This is a genomic window from Flavobacterium ginsenosidimutans (assembly GCF_037478105.1).
GTDB classification, from domain to species: domain Bacteria; phylum Bacteroidota; class Bacteroidia; order Flavobacteriales; family Flavobacteriaceae; genus Flavobacterium; species Flavobacterium ginsenosidimutans.
On the sequence record NZ_CP147988.1, the window covers coordinates 4,389,264 to 4,411,965 of the forward strand.

Consider the following 22,702-nt stretch of genomic DNA (forward strand, 5'->3'; position numbering starts at 1 on the left):
TCAATCTATATTACCAATCTTTGTCTATTTTCGAGTGTGATTTCTCGTTCCTCGAAATGACAAACTTCATGGTTAAAAAACTTTGTCAAAGTTTTGAACTTTGACAAAGTTGCAATACTTAATTTACTCTTCTATCTTACGAACTCGATCCAACCAAGTAAACTTCAACACTGTAGTCGTCACTAAGAAAACCACCAAAGCAACTGCCGCTTTTGGATAATCTCTGATAATGAAATAAATTGGAAGCAGAATCATACTTGACTGCCAAATAATACCAATTACACAATTCATCATATCTAAATAGAAATCATTATTTTTTTGGAAAGATTGATCTTCCGCTTTTAATTGTTTGTAAACTGGAGTCCAGAATCCCCAAGGCCTAACATTTGAATAGAAAGATTTTAAAACTTCCATATCTGTTGGTTTGCTTAAGTAAGTTCCTAAAAGGCAACCCAAAATTGACATTCCGAAAATTAATGGGAATAAGTAAATTGAAGGTACTTGCGAAAGATCATGCAAGAATGTTCCAGCTGTTAAATTTCCTTTGTTTTGATCTAAAACAAACTGAAGAGAAGCAGCAATTAATCCGCCAACCATTCCCCAGAAATAACCCCATCCATTAAAACGCCACCAAATCCATTTTAAGAAGTTAGCTGCAACGTAACCTCCGTATAAAGCACTTGTAATCCAAAGTGTTAATGAGTTAATAGAATCTGCAAAGAATCCCATGAAAACTCCAAGACCAACAACTAAAAAAGAAGAAATCTGACTTACTTTGATATAATGTTTGTTTGAAGCAACTGGTTTAAAGTATTTTTTATAAATATCATTTACAATATATGCTGGTCCTGCATTTACGAAAGCTGAGAATCCAGACATGAACGCCGCTAATAAACCTGCAAGAAGAATTCCTTTAATACCAACTGGGATATAAAGATTCACCACTTTTGGCATTAATAATTCTAAATCTGCCCCAGTTAAATTTGCGTTTGCATTTAATTCTGGTGCTAAATTCACCAAAGCAATTACCACGATTCCAGTAATTAATAAATATCTCGGAATGAATAAAATCAAGTTGGTGAAACCACTCATATAAGCTGCTTCTTTTACCGATTTTGTAGAAAGGACACGCTGTAAATCGTAACTTGGAGTTGGCCCTGCCACACTCGCGAAGAATCCTTTAAAAAGCGTCATTCCAATGAAAGCGCCAAACATTTTATAGCCTTCCGTATCAATTAATTTGTTGAATGTTTCGAATTTATCTCCCCATTGCGTTTCAAATTCCCATCCGAAGAAAACATTTTTCCATTCTGGCGTAATTACCGAATTGATTTGAATATCTGTATAATTAATGAATGCATAACCAGCGATTAAAACTCCTGCAATAATCATAATTACATACTGCACAACTTCTGTTGCCACAACAGAAAACATTCCACCTTTAACGGTATAAATTGTCGTTAAGAAAATGATTAATAATGCATAAGCTTGTTCTGACGTTAAGAAAACTCCGCCATTCATGTGAACTGTCAAATCCCAAGGAAGAATAATAGTTACAAATTTTCCGATTCCAACGAAGAAATACGCGATGAAACCAATTGTAGAAATAATAGCAAAAATGGCTACAATAATATGCGATGCTTTTCCAGCTTTGTCGCTTCCGAAACGAGTTAAAATCCATTCAGAACCCGTCATTACTTTTGATCTTCTAATCCAGACCGCAAGGAACATCATTACGAAAATCTGATTCCAAATTGGCCAAAGCCACATAAACATGAAGCTTTTTACGCCATATAAAAATAAAACTCCAATCATCCAGGAAGTTCCTGAAACATCAAACATTCCTGAGCCATTGCTCAATCCTAAAAAATACCATTTGATTGATTTCCCGCCAAGGAAATAATCGTCCAGACCTTTTGATGCTTTTCTTGAAATCCAGATTCCTATACCGACCGAGAGTACGATATAGATTAAGATGATTGATACGTCTATTATGTTCATTAAATTATTTATTTTGAATTAGTTAGTTCAGACCCCAGTTTTTGTTTGGTTGCGCTCCCATTACAAAATGAAGTACGCCTCCTTTTAGCATTTCTTGGTGAGAAATTGCTGTTTTATTAAATGCTTTGCCGTTTAAAGTAGCCGATTGGATATAGAAGTTTTTGTCTGAAACATTCTCTGCCTCAATTACAAAAGTTTTTCCATTTGGAAGATTTAAAGTCGATTTTTCGAAAATCGGACTTCCAATTTCGTATTCACCAGAAGCTGGATTCATTGGGTATAATCCCATTGAACTGAATACATACCAAGCCGACATTTGGCCGCAATCTTCGTTTCCGCTTAAACCATTTGCAGTAGTATTATATTGTGTGTCCAAAATATGACGAACCCAATATTGCGTTCTCCAAGGCTGTTTCGCATGATTAAACATGTAAGCAATGTGGTGGCTTGGCTCGTTTCCATGCGCATATTGTCCGATTAAACCAGAAATATCTGCAGAAACGTTATTTCCTGTAATTTCAGAACTCTCTGTAAATAACTGTTCTAAACGTTTTGTAAAAATGTCATTTCCTCCGTGAAGCGAAATAAAATTGTCAACATTATGAGGCACAAACCAGCTGTGTTGCCAAGCATTTCCTTCAGTATAATCTGTATGCTCTCTGTGGTTAGAGTGTTTTGGATCGAAAGGTTCATTCCAAGATTTTCCATCTTCAGATTTTCCTCTCATGAAACCAGATTTCGCATCAAATAAATATTCGTAAGCTTTTGCACGTTTCGAGAAAAACTCATAATCTGCTGTTTTTCCTAAAGCTTTCGCCATTTGAGCCACACACCAGTCGTCATAAGCATATTCTAAAGTAATGGTAACCGATTCATCTAATAAATTATAAGGAATGTAACCGTATTTTTTGTAGAAATTCAAACCGCGTTCGTCCTGCATCATCGTTGCTTTCATTGCTTCAAAAGCTTTTTCAGCATCAAAACCTTTAATTCCTTTTAAATAAGCATCTGCAATAACTGGAATCGAATGATATCCTGTCATGGTATTGGTTTCATTTGCATATAAAGTCCAAACCGGAAGTATTTTTTTAGTTTCGTAATAGGCTAACATTGAATTAACCATATCAGAAACTCTATTTGGATCTAAAATAGTAAGCAGCGGATTTTCAGCTCTAAACGTATCCCAAAGAGATAAAGTAGAATAAGCTGTATAATTTTTTGAAGTAACAATTTTATCGTCTTCAGTTCTAAATTGTCCGTTTTTGTCACTATATGTAACTGGCGCAACTTGAGCGTGATATAAAGCAGTGTAGAAAATCGTTTTTAGAGAATCAACTGGAGTTTCAACTGTAATTTTACTTAAAGCTTTATTCCAGATAGCAGATGCATCTGTTTTAACTTTTTCAAATTCTTGATCTTTATCTAAATTGTCTTTCGCATTAGCGATACTTACAGAAGAAAGCGCAACTTTTACGCCTAATTCTTTAGAATTTTTAGAATCGAAGAATAATTGCAGAGCAGTATTTTCGCCTTCTGCACTCTTAGCTGAAACTACTTTTTTATCAGCTGTGATAATAGATTCGGTAATTGGTTTAGAAAACTTAGCTACAAAAAATACTTTCTGATTTTTTGCCCAACCCGTACTGTAACGGTAACCGCTGATCGTGTTTTCGTCTTCAACTGTAATGGCAGTTTTTGTCGCTTTATCCCAATTAATAGCAAAACCTAAATCGACAACAACAGATTGTTTGTCGTTATTATTATAGGTATACTTATGGTATGCGGTTCTTTGTGTAGAAGTTAATTCTACATTGATTTTAGGATCTTCAAGAAAAACTTGGTAATAACCCGGTATTGCTTTTTCGTTAACATGATTATATTTTGATTTATACGGTAGGAAATCGCGTGAAGTGGCCTTGGCGGTTAAGTCTAACTTTTTGTTTGTCGGCATAAATAAAATATCTGCCAAATCACCGATTCCTGTCCCGCTTAAATGTAAGTGACTAAATCCAGAAACTATAGAATCAGAATAATGATAACCCGAGCACCAATCCCAGCTCGAAATTCCATTATCCGGACTTACTTGCAGCATCCCAAAAGGAACCGTCGCACCCGGATACGTATGTCCGTGACCACCAGTACCTATAAAAGGATCTACATAATTTGTTGCAAAACTTTCTTTATGTTGATTTTTATCTACATTTATTTTGCAACTTGCAGTAAAAATTACCGTCAGAGAAAGCAGAGTAATTTTCCTCATATCAAAACAATATTAATTTAACTTTAAATTTAGATAAATTCAACTTTTACCAAAATATTTTTAGACGGACGACATTTAAACAGCTCTAAACATCAAAAAATAGTAACAAACGACATTTTAAATTAACAATATGATTTTTAACTCAAGCAAACCTTACAGCTTACCTATACGCTATCATATTTACTTTTGGCTGACGTATTTTGTGTTCAACACATTCCGTTGGGGAAGCTATTTTAACGATTATGTTTATTCGTTAAAAACCACTTTACTCGGATTTCCAATTCACATGGCATTGTGTTATCTAAATATTTTGGTTTTGATGCCAAATTTGGTTTACCGAAAAAAATACTTCCTATATATAGTAACCGTTTTATCTGCAATTTTTGTAATGGTGGTACTCAAATTTAATTTGACTTATTTACTGATTACGCACAATGTTTGGCCCGAAGGTCCACAAACCATCAGCACACTTACACTCAATTATACTATAGATATGATGATGGGAGAATTGTATGTAATGACTTTTGTTACCGCAATTAAAATTACTCTAGATTTCTTGAAAGAACAAAGACGTGTAACAGATTTAGAGAAATCTCAGCTGGAAACCGAATTATTGTTTTTGAAGTCACAGATTTCTCCGCACTTTTTCTTTAATACTTTAAATAATATTTATTCGCTTTCTGTAGAAAAATCAAACAAAACTCCAAAAATCGTTTTGAAGCTTTCTGAATTGATGCGCTATATGTTATATGAAACAAAAGGCAAAAAACAGACTTTGGAAAATGAGATTATGTGTATTCAGAATTATCTGGATTTGGAAAGAATTAGAAACGGAGAACGTTTAGAAGTTGACATGTCTATTTCGGGGGATATTCATGATAAGGAAATTTCTCCTGTTTTACTTTTGACTTTTGTCGAAAATGCATTTAAACACGGTGTTAATAAAAATACTGGAAATGTTCTCATTGATATCAGGTTTAAAGTAAAAGGCGATTATTTATATTTCACAATTTCAAACCCTATGCCCGAATTTACCGTACATAAAGATAATTTTAACAAGGCAAGTGGTATAGGTATAGAAAACGTAAAAAAAAGACTTGAATTAGGATACAATAAAAGTGACTATAAGCTTTCATTTAAAAATAAAAAGAATATTTTTGTCGTTAAACTAGTTATAAAAGTCACGTAAACCCCGTTTTTAACTGTTTTGAGAATTATCCCTACAAAAACCAAATAGTGGCCCAAAAATAATATTACAAATGAAAATAAAGTGTTTGATTATCGATGATGAGCCATTGGCAATAAACGTTATTAAGAGTTATATTGAGCAGATTGAAGATTTAGAATTAGTAAATACATTTAGTAATTCTATTGAAGGATTAAATTTCTTGAAAAACAATACCATTGATGTAATTTTTCTAGACATAAATATGCCTGTTTTAGACGGTATTAATTTTATTAAAAGTTTAGAAAATCCTCCTTTGCTTATTATTACAAGTGCTTACGATCAGTTTGCAATTGAAACTTACGAGCTTGATGTTTTAGATTATTTGGTAAAACCAATTGAGTTTCCGAGATTAATGAAAGCGGTAAACAAAATCAACAAACGTCTTAATAATGCAAGTAAGCTTCCGCAGGAAAACAGCAAAGAAAACCCTTTTATTTTCGTTAAAATAGACAAGAAAAAAATGAAAAAGATTTTCTTGAACGAAATTTTGGTAATCGAAAGTTTAAAAGATTATTTAAAAATCAGTACAACTTCAGGGAAGTTTATCATTCACAGCACTTTATCTGATTTCACTAGTTTATTACCTGAAAGAGATTTTATCAGAATCCACAGATCATACACAATTGCGATTGACAAAATCGATGCCGTTGAAGGAAACAGTATTGAAATTGAAGGACTTCGATACGTTATTGGAAGATCTTATATTGACGAAGTAAAACAGAAAATATTGAATTCTTCGATCTAGTGAGAAGTGATTAGTGAAAAGTAAAAAGTTATAAGCAAGAAGTTAGACACAAAATGTCTAACTTTTTTTATTCCTTTTTCAAATAACATTTCACATTTCACATTTTACAATTAACATTTTACAAAATAATAAAAAACGAAAATGCGGCCAACCACGACCGCATTTTCTCTCAATTATAGGTAACTAACCAAAATAAACCATGAAATAGTCTATTATCTTTATTGCTGCAAAAGTTTAGAAATGATATCTTTTAAACGCTTCGATAGCCGAATAATCTGCTAAACCTAAGCTGTGATATTTTTCTGCAGTCAATCTATTTCTGTCTTCAACTCGAACCCAAAACTCTCTGCTGTCATCACCTTGAAACATAACGCCGTCTTTTTGAGACTGGTGATAAAAAATTGCATGTCGTTTCTTTAAAACTTGGTCAGGACTCATTGGAACTGCCATGTCAATTTGGTACGATTCCCATTCATGCCATGCACCTCGGTACAACCAAACCCAGCAATCATCCATAAAGCTTTTGTGTTTTAGCCTTTTCAAAGCTTCAAATAAGCTATCTAAACACACTTTATGAGTTCCGTGCGGATCTGCTAAATCTCCTGCGGCATAAATTTGATGCGGTTTTATTCTTTCAATAATGTCACACATAATGTCAACATCTGCATCTGAAAGATTGTTCTTTTTAACTGTTCCAGTTTCATAAAACGGAAGATCTAAAAAGTTTACATTCGAATCTGGCAAACCAATGTAGCGAGTCGCTCCAAAAGATTCGCTTCTTCTTATTAATCCTTTTAATTTTCTAACTTCAGACGAATCCATTTCTGTTCCAGTTCTATTTTTAAGGAAATTAATAATCTCCTCAGAAACTTCAGAATTTGGATTTAATGCTCTTGAAATTTCTGCAAACTTCAAAGCTTCTTCGTTAGAAACTGCAATATTTCCAGAAGTTTGGTAAGCTACATGAACCTCGTGTCCTTGCTCTACCAAACGGTCGAATGTTCCTCCCATCGAAATCACATCATCATCTGGATGCGGACTAAAAATAATTACTCTTTTCTTCTCTGGAGTAGAACGTTCTGGTCTGTACGTATCATCAGCATTTGGTTTTCCGCCTGGCCAACCTGTAATGGTTTGCTGCATTTTATTAAACATTTTAATGTTCAAATCGTATGCAGTTCCTTCTTCTGTCAAAAGGCTCGACATTCCGTTGTCGTTGTAATCTTTATCTGTTAGTTTCAGGAAAGGTTTCTTCGTTAACTCACTTAACCAAGCCACTGCTTTTAATTTTAATTCGTCAGTCCAAACACAAGATTTCACCAGCCAAGGCGTTTTTACTCGTGTCAATTCAGACGAAGCTTCTGTATCCAGAACAAATGTTGTGTTGTGATGCTCTTGTAAATACGTAGCTGGAACGTGCGAAGAAACTTCCCCTTCGATTGTCTCTTTTATAATTCCTGCTTTACTGATTCCCCAACCTAGTAAAACAATTCTTTTTGCATTTCTAACGGTTCCAATTCCCATTGTAATGGCTTTTCTCGGAACATTGTCAATTCCTAAAAAAGAAGAAGCCGCGTCAATACGAGTCAAATGATCCAAAGTAATACTTCTGGTTCCTGAATTAACATGAGAACCTGGTTCATTAAACCCAATATGTCCTGTTCTACCGATTCCTAAAAGCTGAAAATCTAAACCTCCATACGATTTAATTTTCATTTCATAATCGATACAATATTGCTGTAATTCCTCGGCACTCACCTGCCCATCTGGAATATTGATATTTTCTGGAAGAATATTTACATGATGAAATAAATGTTCGTGCATAAAATGATAATAACTTTGAATATCATTTTTATCCATCGGATAATATTCATCTAAATTGAAAGTAACTACGTTTGCAAAACTAAGCCCTTCTTCTTTGTGCATTCTAACCAATTCTTCATAAACCTTAATTGGCGAAGAACCTGTAGCCAAACCTAAAACACAAGGTTCGTTTAGCTCATTTTTTCTCTGAATTAAATTGGCGATTTCTTGAGCCACCAAAAAAGATGCCTCTTGCGATGATTCGAAAATAACATTGTGAATTCTTTCAAAACGAGTTTCTTCAAACTTTCCTGCTTCTCTAAAACCTATATCTTCTTTAATCATATGCCTTGTCATTTAATTTCTAAGTTAAAAGTAGAATTAAATTATCCGTTCTAAACAAAAATTCGACTAATAACGACTGCGCTTCGGCAAAAGACAAAAGAAGACAGTTTCAAAAAAGGAATTCTTTTTTTACAAGCTTTAGAGAAGCGAAATATTTATAGCAAAAGAAGATATAGATTTACATTATAAAGCTCCGGAGGAGCGAAATATTTATAGCAAAAAGAAGATATAGATTTACATTATAAAGCTCCGGAGGAGCGAAATATTTATAGCAAAAGAATAAAGATTTACATTATAAAGCTCTAGAGGAGCTTTTTTTCATTTGTCTTATTTCTAATCTGTTTTATTAATCAAACGTTCCTACGGAACGTATAACCATAACTCCAATTTGATTCTACCGATATAACATTCCTACGGAATGAATTGTTAGTGCAAACCTATATTTTATTCCACAACTCCAATTTCTGCAATCGAAACTGTTTGCGCTTTTCCCACAGCAGCTGTAGCGACAAATTTCAAAAATCTTGCTTTTACTGCAGTAAAACTCTTAATTTGTTCAATTGGGTTATGTTTAATATTCGAAAATTCTCCTTCTGATTGTTTGTCCCAGTAAAAACTGTCTACACTTGTATACAATTCATAATTTGAAATCAAATTTAAATTGTTACCAACCTGTTGCGGCGTATAAGTAAAACCTTTAATACTGACCAATTCTCCCATATCTATAACAACAGTTTGTGGCAGCTTGTTTTCATCGTTTCCAAATCCCCAATCTGTGTTTGCATCTCCATCAATAATTCGTTCAACCGATTTATCGTCTCCGCTTGAAACCGAGATCACTTTCCATTTTTCTTTAGAAACACCATATTTCGCAGTTTTTACCGCACTATTGATTTTCTCTTTCGTATTTCTCGAAATAGCTTTGATTTCTACCGCTTTATTATATATGAATGGAGTTTTGTATAAAGTACTTTTTTCTGAAGGATTTTTTCCATCAAGCGAATAATAAACTGCATTTCCTTCTTCCGATTTAATCGTAACCAAACCATTTTTATCACGAAGAATTTGAGGTTCTTTAACAAAAGTCGGCGCATTATATGCCTCAATTGTATTGATTACAAATCCCGCTTTTGCATCTAAAATATTAACTCTAATTGCAGAAGCTGTAACGCGGTCTAAACGCAGAATTCTTTTATAGCCAATTGTAGTTTCATTGGCAATAGTTTTCCATTGTCCGTTTACATTTGCTTCAACAGAAAATGCTTTTACACGCTGTCCCAATTTAATATATTCTTGAAGCAAAATTCTATTAATTGCAGTGGGCTTATTAAATGTAAATTCAATTGTAGCTTGTTTTACTTTATCGTCTGTTGCCCAGTATGTGTTTTTATTCCCATCAACAACATTCTGAGGTCCAAAATTAGAATCAACTCCTCTTGTATTTGAAGCTTGAATTTTTGTTCCTGCTAATAATTCCTTTTTGAAATCGGCTTTGATTGTTGCAACTAATTCTTTTAATCTTTCTTCATCATTTTCATGAACCAAACCACGTCTGTCAACTGGCAGATTTAATAATAAAGTTGCATTTCTCCCAATCGATTCGTAATAGATATCTACCATTTCGTCAAGCGAACGAACCTTATCGTCTTCAACTGAATGATAAAACCATCCCGGTCTGATCGAAACATCGGCTTCACCAGGAACCCATTTTTCACCATCTTCATGTCCAGACATAAATTCAGTGTAATGAACTTTTCCAGCCAATTCATCTTTCTGACGTAATAACGACCAATTGGTTTTTCCTGCACGACCTTCTTCATTTCCAATCCATCTTGCTTCAGATGGACCAACTCCCCAAACCAATGTTTTTGGTGCTATACTGTAAATTAACTTATAGGTTTCATCCCAATTATAATACGTAAGCGAATTGATTTTTCTAGTTTCATTTGCACCTCCGTAATAACCGTCTCCGCCGTTTGCACCATCAAACCACATTTCAAAAACATCTCCGTAATTCGTCAATAATTCTTTTAATTGATTTCTGAAATACGTGATATATTCAGGTTTTCCGTATTGCGGATGATTTCTATCCCAAGGTGAAAGATATAATCCTAGTTTTAAATCGTATTCTTTACAGGCAGCAGCTAATTCTTTAACCAAATCGCCTTTTCCATTTTCCCAAGGTGAATTTTTCACAGAACGTTCTGTATAAGCCGATTGCCATAAACAGAATCCGTCATGATGTTTTGCAACTAAAATAATTCCTTTCATTCCGGCTTCTTTTACCACGCGCGCCCATTGACGAACATCTAATTGCGACGGATTAAAAAGTTCTGGCGATTCGTCTCCGTAACCCCATTCTTTATTGGTAAAAGTGTTTAATGAAAAATGCACAAAAGCGTAAAATTCCATTTCCTGCCAATCGATTTGTTTCTGCGTCGGAACTGGTCCAAAAGGCTTTGGCGCATTCGCAAATTCCTGACTTGAAGCATTAGAAATTACACCCAAAAGACATAAGGAAAGGAATATTTTTTTCATTGCTGATCTGCTTTAAAATGGTCTATAAAGCATAAATGTACTATAAATTGAAATCTTTCGAATAGAATTTCGACCAACAACATTTTTTACAGCACTTTGGTATGAAATGATTTTATTTAAATAATTCGTTTGAGTATACTATTTTAAAACAACTGTTTTTTGAAGTTGTCTAAAAAATAAAGCCCAAATCTGTAGATTTGGGCTTTATTAGTACATTTTGATTGTAGTCTTACAACTTGAATATTTTATTTACAGAGAAAATGTATTGCTTTAACTATCAAAAGCAATATCAGCTTAGTTGCCAACAACTGCTTTTAAAGCTATATACTTTTCAATACCTTTAAAGTTATGTCCTTTTTCTCTCATAGCTTTAATGAAAGTTGGCGTTGCACCAACCGCTTTTGCACCCACAATATCATCTAAATCTAGATCTGAAAAACCCAGATCTTTATATTCCTTAATTAAATCTGCCGTGATATTTTGCGATTTTAAAGCCGTAAGATTTTCAGACGAAATGTTTTTATAACCTACTTTTTCGAATTGGCCAACATATTCTGGAGTTACATTTAAAGCTTTTAAAGCAATTAAGTCATCGTTTGAAAGATCATTATAACCCATTTTCTTAAAAGAATCAATATAAGCCTTATCTATATTTAAAGCTTTGAAAGCAACAATATTGTCCTCATCTTCTTCTCCATTTCCATTCTTTTTTGTTTTTCCCGAAGAACGGTAATCATTAATATATTTTCCGTCAATATTCTGAGATTTTAAAGTGATCAGATTTTCTGGTGAAACATTTTTATAACCTGATTTAATAATGTCTTCAATAAAAGCTTTATCAATGTTTAAGGATTTAAAAGGAATCAAGGTTTCAATATCTATATTTCCAATTCCGGCATCTTTAATAGAATCGATGTAATCTTCACTTACGTTTAAAGCCGCCAACGGAATTACTTGTTCTTTGTCTACATTTTTATACCCTTTTTTATGCAGCATTTTTACATACGACGTTTTTATATTTACAGCAAAGAAAACCATAAGATCTGTATCATCTGCCAATGTAATCCCTTGTGCAGCCATTTCTTTGGCGAAATTTTTATTGCCAACAAATTTATACGTTCCCATTCCGCTATTTCCGTCAAATTTTCCGGTAAAGTTCATTGTTCCCGCTTCACGCGTTAGAGAAAATGTTCCTTGTTTATCTTTTGATAATCCGCTAAACTCGCTAATATCATAAGTATGAGTAGAATGGCTATTCCCGTCGTTTTTAAATTCCATTTCTACCGTATTGCCTTTGATTGTGGCAAACCAGTTTCCTTCGGTTTGATCACCCTTGTGAGTGTTTGAATTCGCTTTAGTTTCTTCGCTTTTAAGATTCGAAGTTAGCGTCTGACTTTGCGCTGCCGGTTGATTAAAAAGGCAGGCAAACAATACCAATAATGGTAACAGGAAAAAATATTTCCATGTTGTGTTTACGTTTGATTTTTTTGAATTCATCATAATGATTCGTTTTTTGAGTAATGATTGATTATAGTTAGTTGTAAGACTCAAAGGAAATTGTGGCGCCGCTACTTTAAGCAGGCTAAATTGATAACTTTCTTTTTCTACGCTACCTTGTTGTAGCATTTCGTTATCAGTCAAAAATTCAAGATTACTTTCTAATGCTTTTCGCCATTGCCAAGCAAAAGGATTAAACCACTGAAAAACAAGTACGATTTCTGCAAGCAAAAGATCAATAGTATGTTTTTGCTCAATGTGAATTTTTTCATGCAGCAAAATCTGATTGTACGTTTCCCATTCGTATTTTTCAGGATTTATAAAAATATTATTAGCAAAAGAACAAGGTGCTTTATCGCCTGTTATTTCGACAATTCTAAATTTTCCATCCCGAATAATCTCTGATGTGTACGCTCTGTAAAATAATATAACAGCTTGCATCAAAAAATTAAGCGCAAAAACAATGACACCAAACCAATACAAATACACTATCCACTGCATGACCAAAGCCATATTAAATTGTTGCTTTGTTTCATTTACTAAAACTTCACTTACAGGAAGTGGTTTTAGCTCAGCAATTGATTCTTTTGCAACTGTTTTTTTTATGGAAGGAATGGCTGCAGTTGCTTTCTGTTTTTGAAGGGAGAATTGCTGCGGAATCGGAAGCAACGGCAAAGTAAAAGCTACTAGCATGCATCCAAGCAAAACAAATCTATTCAAATTATAAAAAGTTTCTTTTTGCAAAAGCAGCTTATAAAACATAAGGCAAGCAAAAAGAATAAGCGCTGTGTATAGAATATAAGGTATCATTTAGAATCTTTTTTTATCATGTTTACGATTTCGTCCAATTCATTTTCGGTTAATTTTTGCTCTTTAGCAAAAAAGGCAAGCATTCGTGGATACGAATTATCAAAATACTGACTCACAATATCTTTCAGCGCAAATTGTTGATATTCTTCTCTTTGAATTACCGGAAAAAAGCAATGCATATTCCCTATTGTTTCCCGATTTAGAAACCCTTTTTCTTCTAATATTTTGACAATCGTCGCAACACTATTATAATGTGGTTTCGGATCTGGCAACAATGGAATAATATCTCTGATGAAGGCTTTGTTTAAATCCCAAAAAACCTGCATAATCTGTTCTTCTCGTTTGGCTAATTTTATCATAGTAGAAATCTTTTGACAAATATAACTACTAATTAATTAGTAGCAAAACTAATTGGTTAATATTTATACTAATTAATTAGTTAAACCAGTAAATACGGAATATTCAGGTAATGATTTTTTACCTTTAACAACTTTAGGAACAATTAATTACAATATCAAAATGAAGTATTGATACAAAAACCAAGATATTTTTGATCTATTAAATTAATGCCGTCGGAAGTTCGTAGAAAAATTTCAGGAGAAAGAAAGAAAGAAAGAAAGAAAGAAAGAAAGAAAGAATAAAGTTGCTTTTTTTGTCAATTCCTGACGAGAAGATTGAATATTTTAGTCTTCCAAGCTAATCTTCTTAGTCCTAATTTTTGAAATCGAAATCAAAATCACAGACAAAACCACAAAAGCGATTAAAACAAATAATCCGTTTACGAGAGCCGTCTCAAAACCTAATTTAGTTACGTCAATAAAAGGATAAGGGTAAAAATTGGTCATTATTCCGTGAAATAAAGTATAAAAAATATAAATGATCGGATATACGAGCCAGAAAAAAATAACTTTAAAAGAAATCTTCTCGGGACTGACAAAAAACAGCCAATAGAAGAAAAATAAAACTGGAACAACAGTATGAAATATTTCGCTTACAATAAGATGATGTCCTTTCAAATCAATGATTGGGCGAAGAAGCAAATTAAAAACAATTCCCACAATTAGAATATAAACTGTTATAGCAGTGAGAGTTGTACATCTCTTAAAAAATGAATTCAGTTTAGAACTTCCGCCAAATAACAACATTGCGCCACAAAGAAAAACTATCGCATTAGTTAAAATTGTAAAAAAACTAAAAAAACGAACTGCAGCGCTAAAAAAAGTAAATTCAGGATTTTTTACCAGTAAATAAAACTGTACAGGCAAGGCGAATAATTCTAAGGCAAAAATAATACCCAGCAAAATCTCCCCTTTTATTTTTGTGGTATTTTCTCTTTCCATATTTCGCTAAAAGTCAGATTACTAAAATAAGGATTTTATTCGAAATATTTACAGCACTCTTTTCTGTTTCTCACTCTCAGCAATCGTTTTTTCAAGCCTTGACAGTTGTGTTTTTTCCTGCTTGGCACTCATAATCCAATGAATCATTACTTTTTTATAAGAAGGCGCTTGCTTCTCAAAATATTCCCAAGCGATTTTATTGCTTTTAAACTGTTTTTTGTAAACTTCTAACAGCGGAACTGGTTCTTTTTCATGCGAATAAATTTTAGACTTATTTTCAGTTCTAAAACTAAAGGCTTTCAAACCTGCATCTGTCATAAGTCCAGATTTAGTCAAATCTTCTATCTTCTGAATATTAATCGCACTCCAAATACTAGAAGGTTTTCTTGGAGTAAAACGTATCGTATAACTTTCCGTATCAATAGATTTTCGAACACCATCAATCCAACCAAAACAAAGCGCTTGATCAACCGATTCTGGCCAGCTCATAGAGGGCTTTTTGCTTGTGACTTTATAAAAACCAACTAAAAGTTCTTTTTCTTTCTGATGGTTTTTCTCGAGCCATTTTCTAAAGTCTGATTGATCTGCGAAAAATGTTGGTTCCATTTTGTCCTTTATTTTCCATAAATATATAATATTCCAGACAAAAAATCCGCTTCTAAATTGAAGCGGATTTTTGTTATATTTAACTTCTCTGGACTTATGCTTTACATCTTTAATATTTCTACTCTTTAAACAAATCATCAATCAGTTTAATTTTTACACTTTTACAATGAGACTTGTTCTCGACCTCTATAAAGATATATTTAAACAATTCTTCTTTCATTTTTAAATGTAATGACAAACTCCTAATTTAATTATCTATTCTTTTTGAAAAAGCCCTTGAAAATAAATCAGAATTTAATTCTACTGTACTTTCTCCCCCTGAGAAATAGAGCACAAAGTGTATTTTCATTTTTGAAATATTGTTATCAAAATCATCTTGATGTATATTAAGATAAAATTTCGAAATTGTCATAGTTTCGTCCGGATAAATTGCTGATGTACCAATATTACTTAATTTTGATTTTTTTTCGCTTACTCTTGTCATGGTAAATTGCTTATCAATGTCATCTCTATCCCATGCTACTGTCATTGTATCAGGTACATTATCCTCAAAATATGTATTTAATTTATATTGATTTACTTCGATATCACCAACGTTATAAGCTTGTATAAAAATTTGAAATTTTAAAATTTTATTTTCAGTCTCAATAAATTTTAAGCTAACCTGCTCTAAAATAAGTTTTCCCTTTGATTTTCGACCATATAAGTTTCTAATTTCATACTCTTCCATTGCAACTGATCGAAAATCATATCTTCTGTAGTATCTTTGATCCTTTGATGACATATGAGGAGCATCGACGCTTTCAGGAATCTGTACTACATAAATTGTTTCCTTTATGTTTCCATTATTTCGTATTGGAAATATTTTTAAACCATTTATATTTCTTTGAATTGTAGAGCTTATTACTTGCTCAAGCCATTCTTTCGTATATTCATGTCCATCGATAAATGATAAACTGCTCGCTTTATGATTTTCTTCCGATAAACCGTAAATAATAATACCCCCACTAGAATTTGCAAAAGCTGATACGTCTTTTGAAATTTCTTTTTTTTTCGACTCTTCTTTTGACAAAGCTGGAGCCGCTTTAAAATCTACATATGGAGATTCCTCAATACCGTTTGTAATTAATGATTGAATAAACTCAATATCATATGTTTCTTTTTTATGTATTTCCATAAAAGCGATATTTTCTTTCAAACATACAATAATTGTTGAAGGAAAAAAAACTGTAGTAGAGTAGCATCCGTTTAATTTTCTTTTCCTTTTATTGAAAATTGAGAATCCGTTTGTCCAAATAGTAATGCTAAGAAAAGGATAAAACTACATAGTAAAAAATAAGATTTTTACACGCATTTATAGTTAGCCTTTTTTTTAAATTAATTAATGCTTATCTGAATTGACGAAACTGGGACTTTGTTCCCTACCATCGCCTTCAATTGAATATTTTCTTTCTTACCATTCGATTGAATAATAGCAACACATTTCCCATTAAACAATTTACAAGAATTCGCTTTAAAAGAATCTAGATTAGCCTGATAACCATTATCGACTCCAACTAGTTTTCCTCCGCCAGTAACTTCAAAATTAACTAAATCCATTGCGTTTGGCACTAAATTGCCATCTTTATCAGTCATAGAAACGGTTACGTAAACCAAATCATAAGTATCATTTTTGATTGAAGTTTTATTTGCTTGCAAATCTAATTTAGAAGCTTCACCAGCTGTATGAATTTCTTTCTCTAAAACTACTTTTCCGTTCTTTCTTGAAACAGCTTTTAATGTTCCTGGTTCAAATTTTACACGCCAAGAAATATGCAAATCATCATTTTGTTTTGCTTTTTTTCCTAAAGATTTTCCATTTAAGAACAATTCTACTTCATCAGCATTATTGTAATAGGCCCAAACTTCTACTTCCTGATCTTTTTTCCAGTTCCAATGCGGTAAAATATGCAGAACTGTTTTGTTCGACCATTCGCTTTGGTACATATAATACACATCTTTTGGTAGTCCGGCTAAATCTACAATTCCGAAATAAGAACTTCTTGCAGGAAACGGATACGGATCTGGTTCACCGATATAATCAAAACCGGTCCAGATAAATGTTCCCGCCATGAAATCCTGTTTTTTAATTGTTTTCCAGTTCTCTTCGTGCGTTGCTCCCCAATACGATTTTACCTGATCGTAAGCCGAAACCGTCCAATCTACATTTCCGTCAAACGGAGCGCCGTGTTTTGTTGGCCAAGCTTTAATTCCATCGGGAAAATCATAATGACCACGCGTTTCTAAAGCCGAAACACTTTCTGAAGCCAAGATTTTTTGTCCTTTAAAACGAGCTGGAAAATCTTTATAATCCTCGTGTTTGTAATTGAATCCTAAAAGATCTAAAGCACCAGATTGATAAATAAAATTCTTCTCAATAATATTTTCGGTTAAAGCCGAAGTTACGGGACGAGTTGTGTCTAATGATTTTACAATTTTAGCTAATTCTATCGTAATCGCAATTCCAGTCGAATCAAATTGTTCTCTAATTTCGTTTCCAATGCTCCACATCATAACCGACGGATTATTACGGTCTCTTTTGATAAAATCTTCTAAATCCTGTTTGTGCCAAGCATCCCAATCTTTGTGGTAATCATTGGTTACTTTTTTCTTTTTCCAAACGTCAAAAGCTTCGTCCTGAACAATAAAACCCATTTCGTCGCACAATTGCATCATTTCCAAAGAATGCGGATTGTGAGACATTCTGATAGCATTTGCTCCCATTTCTTTCATCAAAGTCAGTTTTCTTCTAACGGCATGAATGTTTTCTACCGCACCTAAAGCACCGTTATCGTGATGCAGACAAACGCCGTATATTTTCGTTGGAACTCCGTTTAAAGAAAATCCTTTCTCTGAATCAAAATTAAAATATCTAAATCCAAGCGGCGTTTCATAATTGTCAACCAACTTCGATTTCTCATAAACTTTGGTAATCACCTTATACAAATACGGATTTTCTGTACTCCATAATTTCGTCTGATTCAAAACCAAATCATGAATCTTTTTTTCTGATGTTTTAGCGCCGATTTTTTCTGTTGAAGTAAAATTTGCTACTTCTTTATTCTCAGCATTTAAAATAGAAGTAACCAGTTTAAAATCTTTCGCCGAAGCATTATCATTATCAATGGTAACTTCTAAATGTATTTTTGATTTTTCCGCAGAAACTTCAGGAGTTGTTACAAAAGTTCCCCACTTCCCTACATGAAGTTTTTCACTTGCAACCAAACGCACATTTCGATAAATTCCAGAACCTGTGTACCATCTCGAATTGGGCTGAGAATCATTATCAACTTTTACGGCAATCAAATTCTCTTTTCCAAAGTTTAAATACTGCGTTAAATCATAACCAAAAGAAATATAACCATTTGGACGAATTCCTAATGATTTTCCATTTATGAAAACTTCGCTGTTCTTAAAAACACCGTCAAATTCAATTGAAACCGTTTTGTTCTTCCAGTTTGCAGGAATAGTGAAAACTTTGCGGTACCAGCCTTTTCCAGCAGGTAAAAATCCTTGTGCCTGCTTTGTTTTATTATCCTTATCAAAAGCGCCTTCAATGCTCCAATCGTGCGGCAGTTGAAGCGTTCTCCAATCTGATGCATTATAATCAGCTTTAACTGCTTCGGCATAATCACCTAACTTGAAGTTCCAGTTTTTATTGAAGTCTTCGACTATTCTAGCTTGTTTTTGTGCAAAAATGGATACTGAAAACAATAACGCAATTGTAATTTTTTGAAATATGTTTTTATGTTTAATCATAAATATGTTTTTTATTCTAATCGTATTATTCTGTAGAGACGCACCGCAGTGCGTCTAACAAACAGTATGGACAATTGGAGCGTAGACGCACTGCGGTGCGTCTCTACAATGCAATCCTAATTAAACCTTTGTCCCTTTGCCTCTTTGAACCTAAATAAAACCTATTGAAATTCGAAATTGTCCAACATTAATCCCTTCAAATCATCACCTTCCAACGTAATCTTATACGTTCCAGCATTAATATAACCACCTGAAGTTGTGTTCAAAATTTTCCATTTTTCAGGCGAAGAGAAAAACTCAATCGTGTCATTTCGCATTAAAATTCCGTACGCATCCTCCATTTTAAACTTCACTTTCAACGGAGTTTCATTTCGATTCATAAATTTAAAACGCATTAAATAAATTCCAGCAACACCAGGTTTTACTTCAAACTCGATACTGTTATTGGTCTTTTTAGTGAATTCAATATAATCGGCTTTTTTGAAATTTCCTTTTTCGATTCCTGTTCCTGTTGTTTTTGTCTTTTCTGCTTCGATAATTAGAACTGGTCTCGAATCGTCTTTTTCGCCCATATCGTAAGTTGGAACAATGGCAATTGTATTTATAATTTCAGTATTATCAAAAAGAATTTTCTCGTCTTTTTTTACTTTTTTAGTGAAAACATCAAATGAAATTCCGTTGCTGTTTTTCGCTTTTTCTTCTATTTTTTTATAATCTGAAAGCCCTTTTAAAGTCTTTATTTTAGCATCAACTAAAATATAAACAGTCGATTCTTCTTTAGCTGTAAACGAACCTTTATTTTTAGAATGAGATGAAAACTGTAAATAATCTGCTCCAAAAACTTCCGAAGGTAATTCGGTAAAGACAATATCAGAATCTGAATATTGTTTTGAATTAATATCCAGCCATGAAGCTACTTTGTTGGTTTTATGATAAGAATCTAAAACCAGATTTTGAATGTTTTTTGAAGATTCGGATGCTGGTCTTGCGTGAATGTCTTTTGTCGCAATGGCAATGGCAGAAATAATCGCCTGAGAAGCCTTTGCATTTGGAAACGAAATCACAATTTTTCCGTTTGTGCTTTTTACTTTGAATGTCTTTTTCAGCGCATTATCATGTCCTGCTTCTGCCCAAATATCGAAATCTTTTAGAACTACATTATCATTAATTGCAACATCAAACAAACGCCAGCCTTTACAATCCATTCCGCCTCCAGTTCCGTACCACGGTTCGGTGAAATATAATTCGATTAAATATTCTCCATCTGATGCAGGAAATTCATAACGTAATTTATCAACGCCGTATCTAAAACTTTGAAATAATTCTGAGTCTTTTGTTCCGTTTATTGGATCGAAAGTTTTTCTTTGACTGGCAAAAAAGTCTGGAAGTTTTTCAAAATTATCGGTCCATGATAAAGAACCCCAAGTATTTTGACCGTTTTTATGTGTATCGGTAAACCAAGTGTTTCCAGCAGAATCCCTTAATTCTGAACCTCCGCAATTGACTCTGTAAATATAATTGTAACCGCTTTTTGCTTTTGTAATATCTGATTTATCCGTTGTTAAAGCATCAAAATTTGGTGCTTTTGGTAGATTATTTAAAACGATATAATCTTTGGCAACTGCTTTTCCGTTTACATATCCAACGGCATACAAAACATTGTATTGAATGTTGACTTTGTTAAACTGAAAATGCTGTCCGATTCCTGGATTTTTTAGTTTCCCTAAAGAAGATTTATTCACATCATTAAACAATTCTACTTCATCACAATTCGAATAAATATCAATTCCGTTTTTGATTCCAGATTTTTCCCAACGGCTTGGCCAGGTATGCGAAACGATATAAACCATCGGATTGGTTTTGTTCGAAACATAATTCGCACGGTACATATAAAACGCATCCAAAGGTTCTCCCCAGATCGTAAAAAGTCCTTTGTAATTTACTGGACCGACTTTATCGATATCTCTAAATCCCTCTCCATTCTGCACTCTTCCCGGATTTTCATGTGAAGCAAAAAGCCAGTTGAATTGTCCCGCAATTTTATCACGAACCGATTCAGCTTCTCTAACTTTAATTTCCATTAACTGAGAAAAACGGTTTTCGCTTAAAGTTCCTTTTTGGTCAAACTCGCCTTCTGTATGTAAATCGGCTGAACGCCATGCGCCGTATTCTCCGTTTAATAATTGAGTGGTCATTTCCAGATGGTATTTCAACGGATCTCCGCCATAAGTTCCCGACCAGTTTTGAACGACATTCCAATCTGTTCCTTCTCCTCCGTTACAAGTTGTTACGATTCTTTGAGAAGCTGATAACGGATCCATTTCGCGGATAATCTGTGTGCATTCTTCGGCAAATTCCTTCGGAATCGTACTTTCGTTCTGCAATCCCCACATTACTACAGACGGACTGTTTCTACGTTCTTTAATCCATTCTCTTAATAAGGTTTTAAAGTTTTCTTTAAACTCAGGTGTATCGTACCAAATATGAGCTGAAAACTGACTCCAAAACAAAATTCCGTTTTCGTCTAATTCTTTTTGATATAATAAATTATGAGGCTGATGTGCTTCTCTAAAAGCATTAAATCCGCCTGCTTTGATCTGTTCGATTCGAGAATGAATCATTTCATCTGAAAACGAATGACTTTTTCCAATTAAATGTTCGTACTCGCAGACGCCATTTATAAAAACAGGTTCGTCATTAATAAAAAAACGATTGTCTTTTCCGTCACGGCTAACAGGCCAGCTTACCCAGCGAATTCCGTAAGGCGTTGTTAACTGATCGATTATTTTTCCGTTTTCGTAAACTGAAGTCACCAATTTATACAAATACGGATTCGATGGCGACCATAATTTCGGATTTTGAATCTCAGGAAGGGTTTGTGCTATTTCTTTTGTTTCTCCTAAATTGATTTTGTTGTCGCTTTTTGTAATGACAACTTTCTTTCCTGAAGCATCCAAAAGAATATTTTCGATGGTTAAATTTCGCGGTGAAGTGCCATAATTCTTGATTTCTGTAGTTGTATGAAGAATCGCTTTTTGTTTGGAAACCGATTTATCATTCCAGATATGAACACCAAACGGCTGAATTCTAATATCGTTTGTAATTACCAAAGAAACTGGCCTGAAAATTCCCATTGGCTGAGAACCTTCAGAAAACCCCCATTCTCCCGAACAGCCACCGCAAACCCAAGGAAGATCGGCAATAAAAGAGGGATGCGCTGCTTTTACTAAAATGATATTTTCTTTATCGAAAGAAACCGATTTTGTAATATCTAAGGTGAAAGTAGTTCTTCCGCCTTTGTGTTCGCCCACTTTTTTACCGTTTACCCAAACTGTGGCATAAGAACTTACACCTTCAAAATAGAGAAAATGTTGTTTTGAACTCTCTTTTCTATCAAGTTTTAGCGTTTTTTTGTACCAGGCAGTACCATGTAAATTTCCATGTTTTGTTCTTCTGAAACCATAATACTGATCCCAATTGTGAGGCACACTTACCCTTTGCCAATTGGAATCAGTTTTTGGATTTTCTACAAAATCTTCTTCTTTCAGCGGAAGATTATCCAGTATTACGGTTTCCCAAGACGAATTCAGTGAAATTTCTTTACGAAACTTCCCCGAATCTTTGCTCTGACTCCAAACAGAGCAAAAGCTTGAGAAAAAACAAAAAATAAAAAAAACTATTCTATTCATATTTTCTATGTCCTGCAAGGTTTTCAAAACCTTGTAGGTTTA

Annotated in this window: 13 protein-coding genes; 2 read left to right on the forward strand and 11 right to left on the reverse strand. The window is 33.6% G+C overall.

Going from position 1 to position 22,702, the window contains the following annotated elements; translation table 11 throughout:
- Positions 1 to 123: 123 nt before the first annotated feature.
- Together V6624_RS19095 and V6624_RS19100 are read right to left on the reverse strand one after the other, a co-directional pair.
- Positions 124 to 2,001, reverse strand: coding sequence for a sodium:solute symporter family protein (locus tag V6624_RS19095; RefSeq protein ID WP_338839820.1), 1,878 nt, complete (start codon positions 1,999 to 2,001; stop codon positions 124 to 126).
- A 22-nt stretch (positions 2,002 to 2,023) separates the two neighbouring features.
- The gene (locus tag V6624_RS19100) at positions 2,024 to 4,261 is read right to left on the reverse strand and encodes a GH92 family glycosyl hydrolase (RefSeq protein ID WP_111289797.1); all 2,238 of its coding nucleotides are present in this window, start codon (positions 4,259 to 4,261) and stop codon (positions 2,024 to 2,026) included.
- Between the two features lie 130 nt (positions 4,262 to 4,391).
- On the opposite strand from V6624_RS19100, the gene V6624_RS19105 reads away from it, so the two are divergent.
- Together V6624_RS19105 and V6624_RS19110 are read left to right on the forward strand one after the other, a co-directional pair.
- Positions 4,392 to 5,450 (forward strand): sensor histidine kinase, encoded by a 1,059-nt coding sequence (locus tag V6624_RS19105; RefSeq protein WP_111289795.1) that lies wholly within the window; start codon positions 4,392 to 4,394, stop codon positions 5,448 to 5,450.
- A gap of 70 nt (positions 5,451 to 5,520) precedes the next feature.
- On the forward strand, positions 5,521 to 6,234 hold the full coding sequence (locus V6624_RS19110; protein ID WP_111289793.1) for a LytR/AlgR family response regulator transcription factor: 714 nt from the start codon (positions 5,521 to 5,523) through the stop codon (positions 6,232 to 6,234).
- 234 nt (positions 6,235 to 6,468) lie between these two features.
- Here the strand turns inward: V6624_RS19110 and nagB are convergent, their stop codons facing one another.
- The 9 genes from nagB to V6624_RS19155 all read right to left on the reverse strand — a co-directional run bounded on the left by nagB (position 6,469) and on the right by V6624_RS19155 (position 22,660).
- Complete coding sequence (gene nagB / locus V6624_RS19115) at positions 6,469 to 8,382, reverse strand: glucosamine-6-phosphate deaminase (RefSeq protein WP_338839823.1); 1,914 nt, start codon at positions 8,380 to 8,382, stop codon at positions 6,469 to 6,471.
- A gap of 444 nt (positions 8,383 to 8,826) precedes the next feature.
- Positions 8,827 to 10,920: an alpha-L-fucosidase gene (locus V6624_RS19120; protein WP_111289789.1), complete on the reverse strand. Its 2,094-nt coding sequence runs from the start codon at positions 10,918 to 10,920 to the stop codon at positions 8,827 to 8,829.
- Between the two features lie 294 nt (positions 10,921 to 11,214).
- Positions 11,215 to 13,227: a M56 family metallopeptidase gene (locus tag V6624_RS19125; RefSeq protein ID WP_338839825.1), complete on the reverse strand. Its 2,013-nt coding sequence runs from the start codon at positions 13,225 to 13,227 to the stop codon at positions 11,215 to 11,217.
- The gene (locus tag V6624_RS19130) at positions 13,224 to 13,586 is read right to left on the reverse strand and encodes a BlaI/MecI/CopY family transcriptional regulator (RefSeq protein WP_111289785.1); all 363 of its coding nucleotides are present in this window, start codon (positions 13,584 to 13,586) and stop codon (positions 13,224 to 13,226) included. The genes V6624_RS19125 and V6624_RS19130 overlap by 4 nt, the downstream gene beginning before the upstream one ends.
- Positions 13,587 to 13,910: 324 nt before the next feature.
- Entirely contained in the window at positions 13,911 to 14,567 is a 657-nt protein-coding gene (locus tag V6624_RS19135) for a Pr6Pr family membrane protein (protein WP_338839827.1), read from the reverse strand.
- A 48-nt stretch (positions 14,568 to 14,615) separates the two neighbouring features.
- The gene (locus tag V6624_RS19140; RefSeq protein WP_338839829.1) at positions 14,616 to 15,173 is read right to left on the reverse strand and encodes a YdeI/OmpD-associated family protein; all 558 of its coding nucleotides are present in this window, start codon (positions 15,171 to 15,173) and stop codon (positions 14,616 to 14,618) included.
- A gap of 247 nt (positions 15,174 to 15,420) precedes the next feature.
- Positions 15,421 to 16,371, reverse strand: a complete 951-nt coding sequence (locus V6624_RS19145; protein WP_338839830.1) for an ATP-binding protein — start codon at positions 16,369 to 16,371, stop codon at positions 15,421 to 15,423.
- Between the two features lie 179 nt (positions 16,372 to 16,550).
- Positions 16,551 to 18,971 carry a sugar-binding domain-containing protein gene (locus V6624_RS19150; protein ID WP_338839831.1) on the reverse strand — a complete coding sequence of 807 codons (2,421 nt, stop codon included), beginning with the start codon at positions 18,969 to 18,971 and terminating at the stop codon, positions 16,551 to 16,553.
- Between the two features lie 161 nt (positions 18,972 to 19,132).
- Positions 19,133 to 22,660, reverse strand: a complete 3,528-nt coding sequence (locus tag V6624_RS19155) for a malectin domain-containing carbohydrate-binding protein (RefSeq protein ID WP_338839832.1) — start codon at positions 22,658 to 22,660, stop codon at positions 19,133 to 19,135.
- Between the last annotated feature and the right edge of the window lie 42 nt (positions 22,661 to 22,702).

What these genes read in the sequence shown, in the direction of transcription:
- V6624_RS19095 (WP_338839820.1), bottom strand. Translation starts at nt 2,001, where the DNA reads ATGAACATAATAGACGTATCAATCATCTTAATCTATATCGTACTCTCG.
- V6624_RS19100 (WP_111289797.1), bottom strand. Translation starts at nt 4,261, where the DNA reads ATGAGGAAAATTACTCTGCTTTCTCTGACGGTAATTTTTACTGCAAGT.
- V6624_RS19105 (WP_111289795.1), top strand. Translation starts at nt 4,392, where the DNA reads ATGATTTTTAACTCAAGCAAACCTTACAGCTTACCTATACGCTATCAT.
- V6624_RS19110 (WP_111289793.1), top strand. Translation starts at nt 5,521, where the DNA reads ATGAAAATAAAGTGTTTGATTATCGATGATGAGCCATTGGCAATAAAC.
- nagB (WP_338839823.1), bottom strand. Translation starts at nt 8,382, where the DNA reads ATGATTAAAGAAGATATAGGTTTTAGAGAAGCAGGAAAGTTTGAAGAA.
- V6624_RS19120 (WP_111289789.1), bottom strand. Translation starts at nt 10,920, where the DNA reads ATGAAAAAAATATTCCTTTCCTTATGTCTTTTGGGTGTAATTTCTAAT.
- V6624_RS19125 (WP_338839825.1), bottom strand. Translation starts at nt 13,227, where the DNA reads ATGATACCTTATATTCTATACACAGCGCTTATTCTTTTTGCTTGCCTT.
- V6624_RS19130 (WP_111289785.1), bottom strand. Translation starts at nt 13,586, where the DNA reads ATGATAAAATTAGCCAAACGAGAAGAACAGATTATGCAGGTTTTTTGG.
- V6624_RS19135 (WP_338839827.1), bottom strand. Translation starts at nt 14,567, where the DNA reads ATGGAAAGAGAAAATACCACAAAAATAAAAGGGGAGATTTTGCTGGGT.
- V6624_RS19140 (WP_338839829.1), bottom strand. Translation starts at nt 15,173, where the DNA reads ATGGAACCAACATTTTTCGCAGATCAATCAGACTTTAGAAAATGGCTC.
- V6624_RS19150 (WP_338839831.1), bottom strand. Translation starts at nt 18,971, where the DNA reads ATGATTAAACATAAAAACATATTTCAAAAAATTACAATTGCGTTATTG.
- V6624_RS19155 (WP_338839832.1), bottom strand. Translation starts at nt 22,660, where the DNA reads ATGAATAGAATAGTTTTTTTTATTTTTTGTTTTTTCTCAAGCTTTTGC.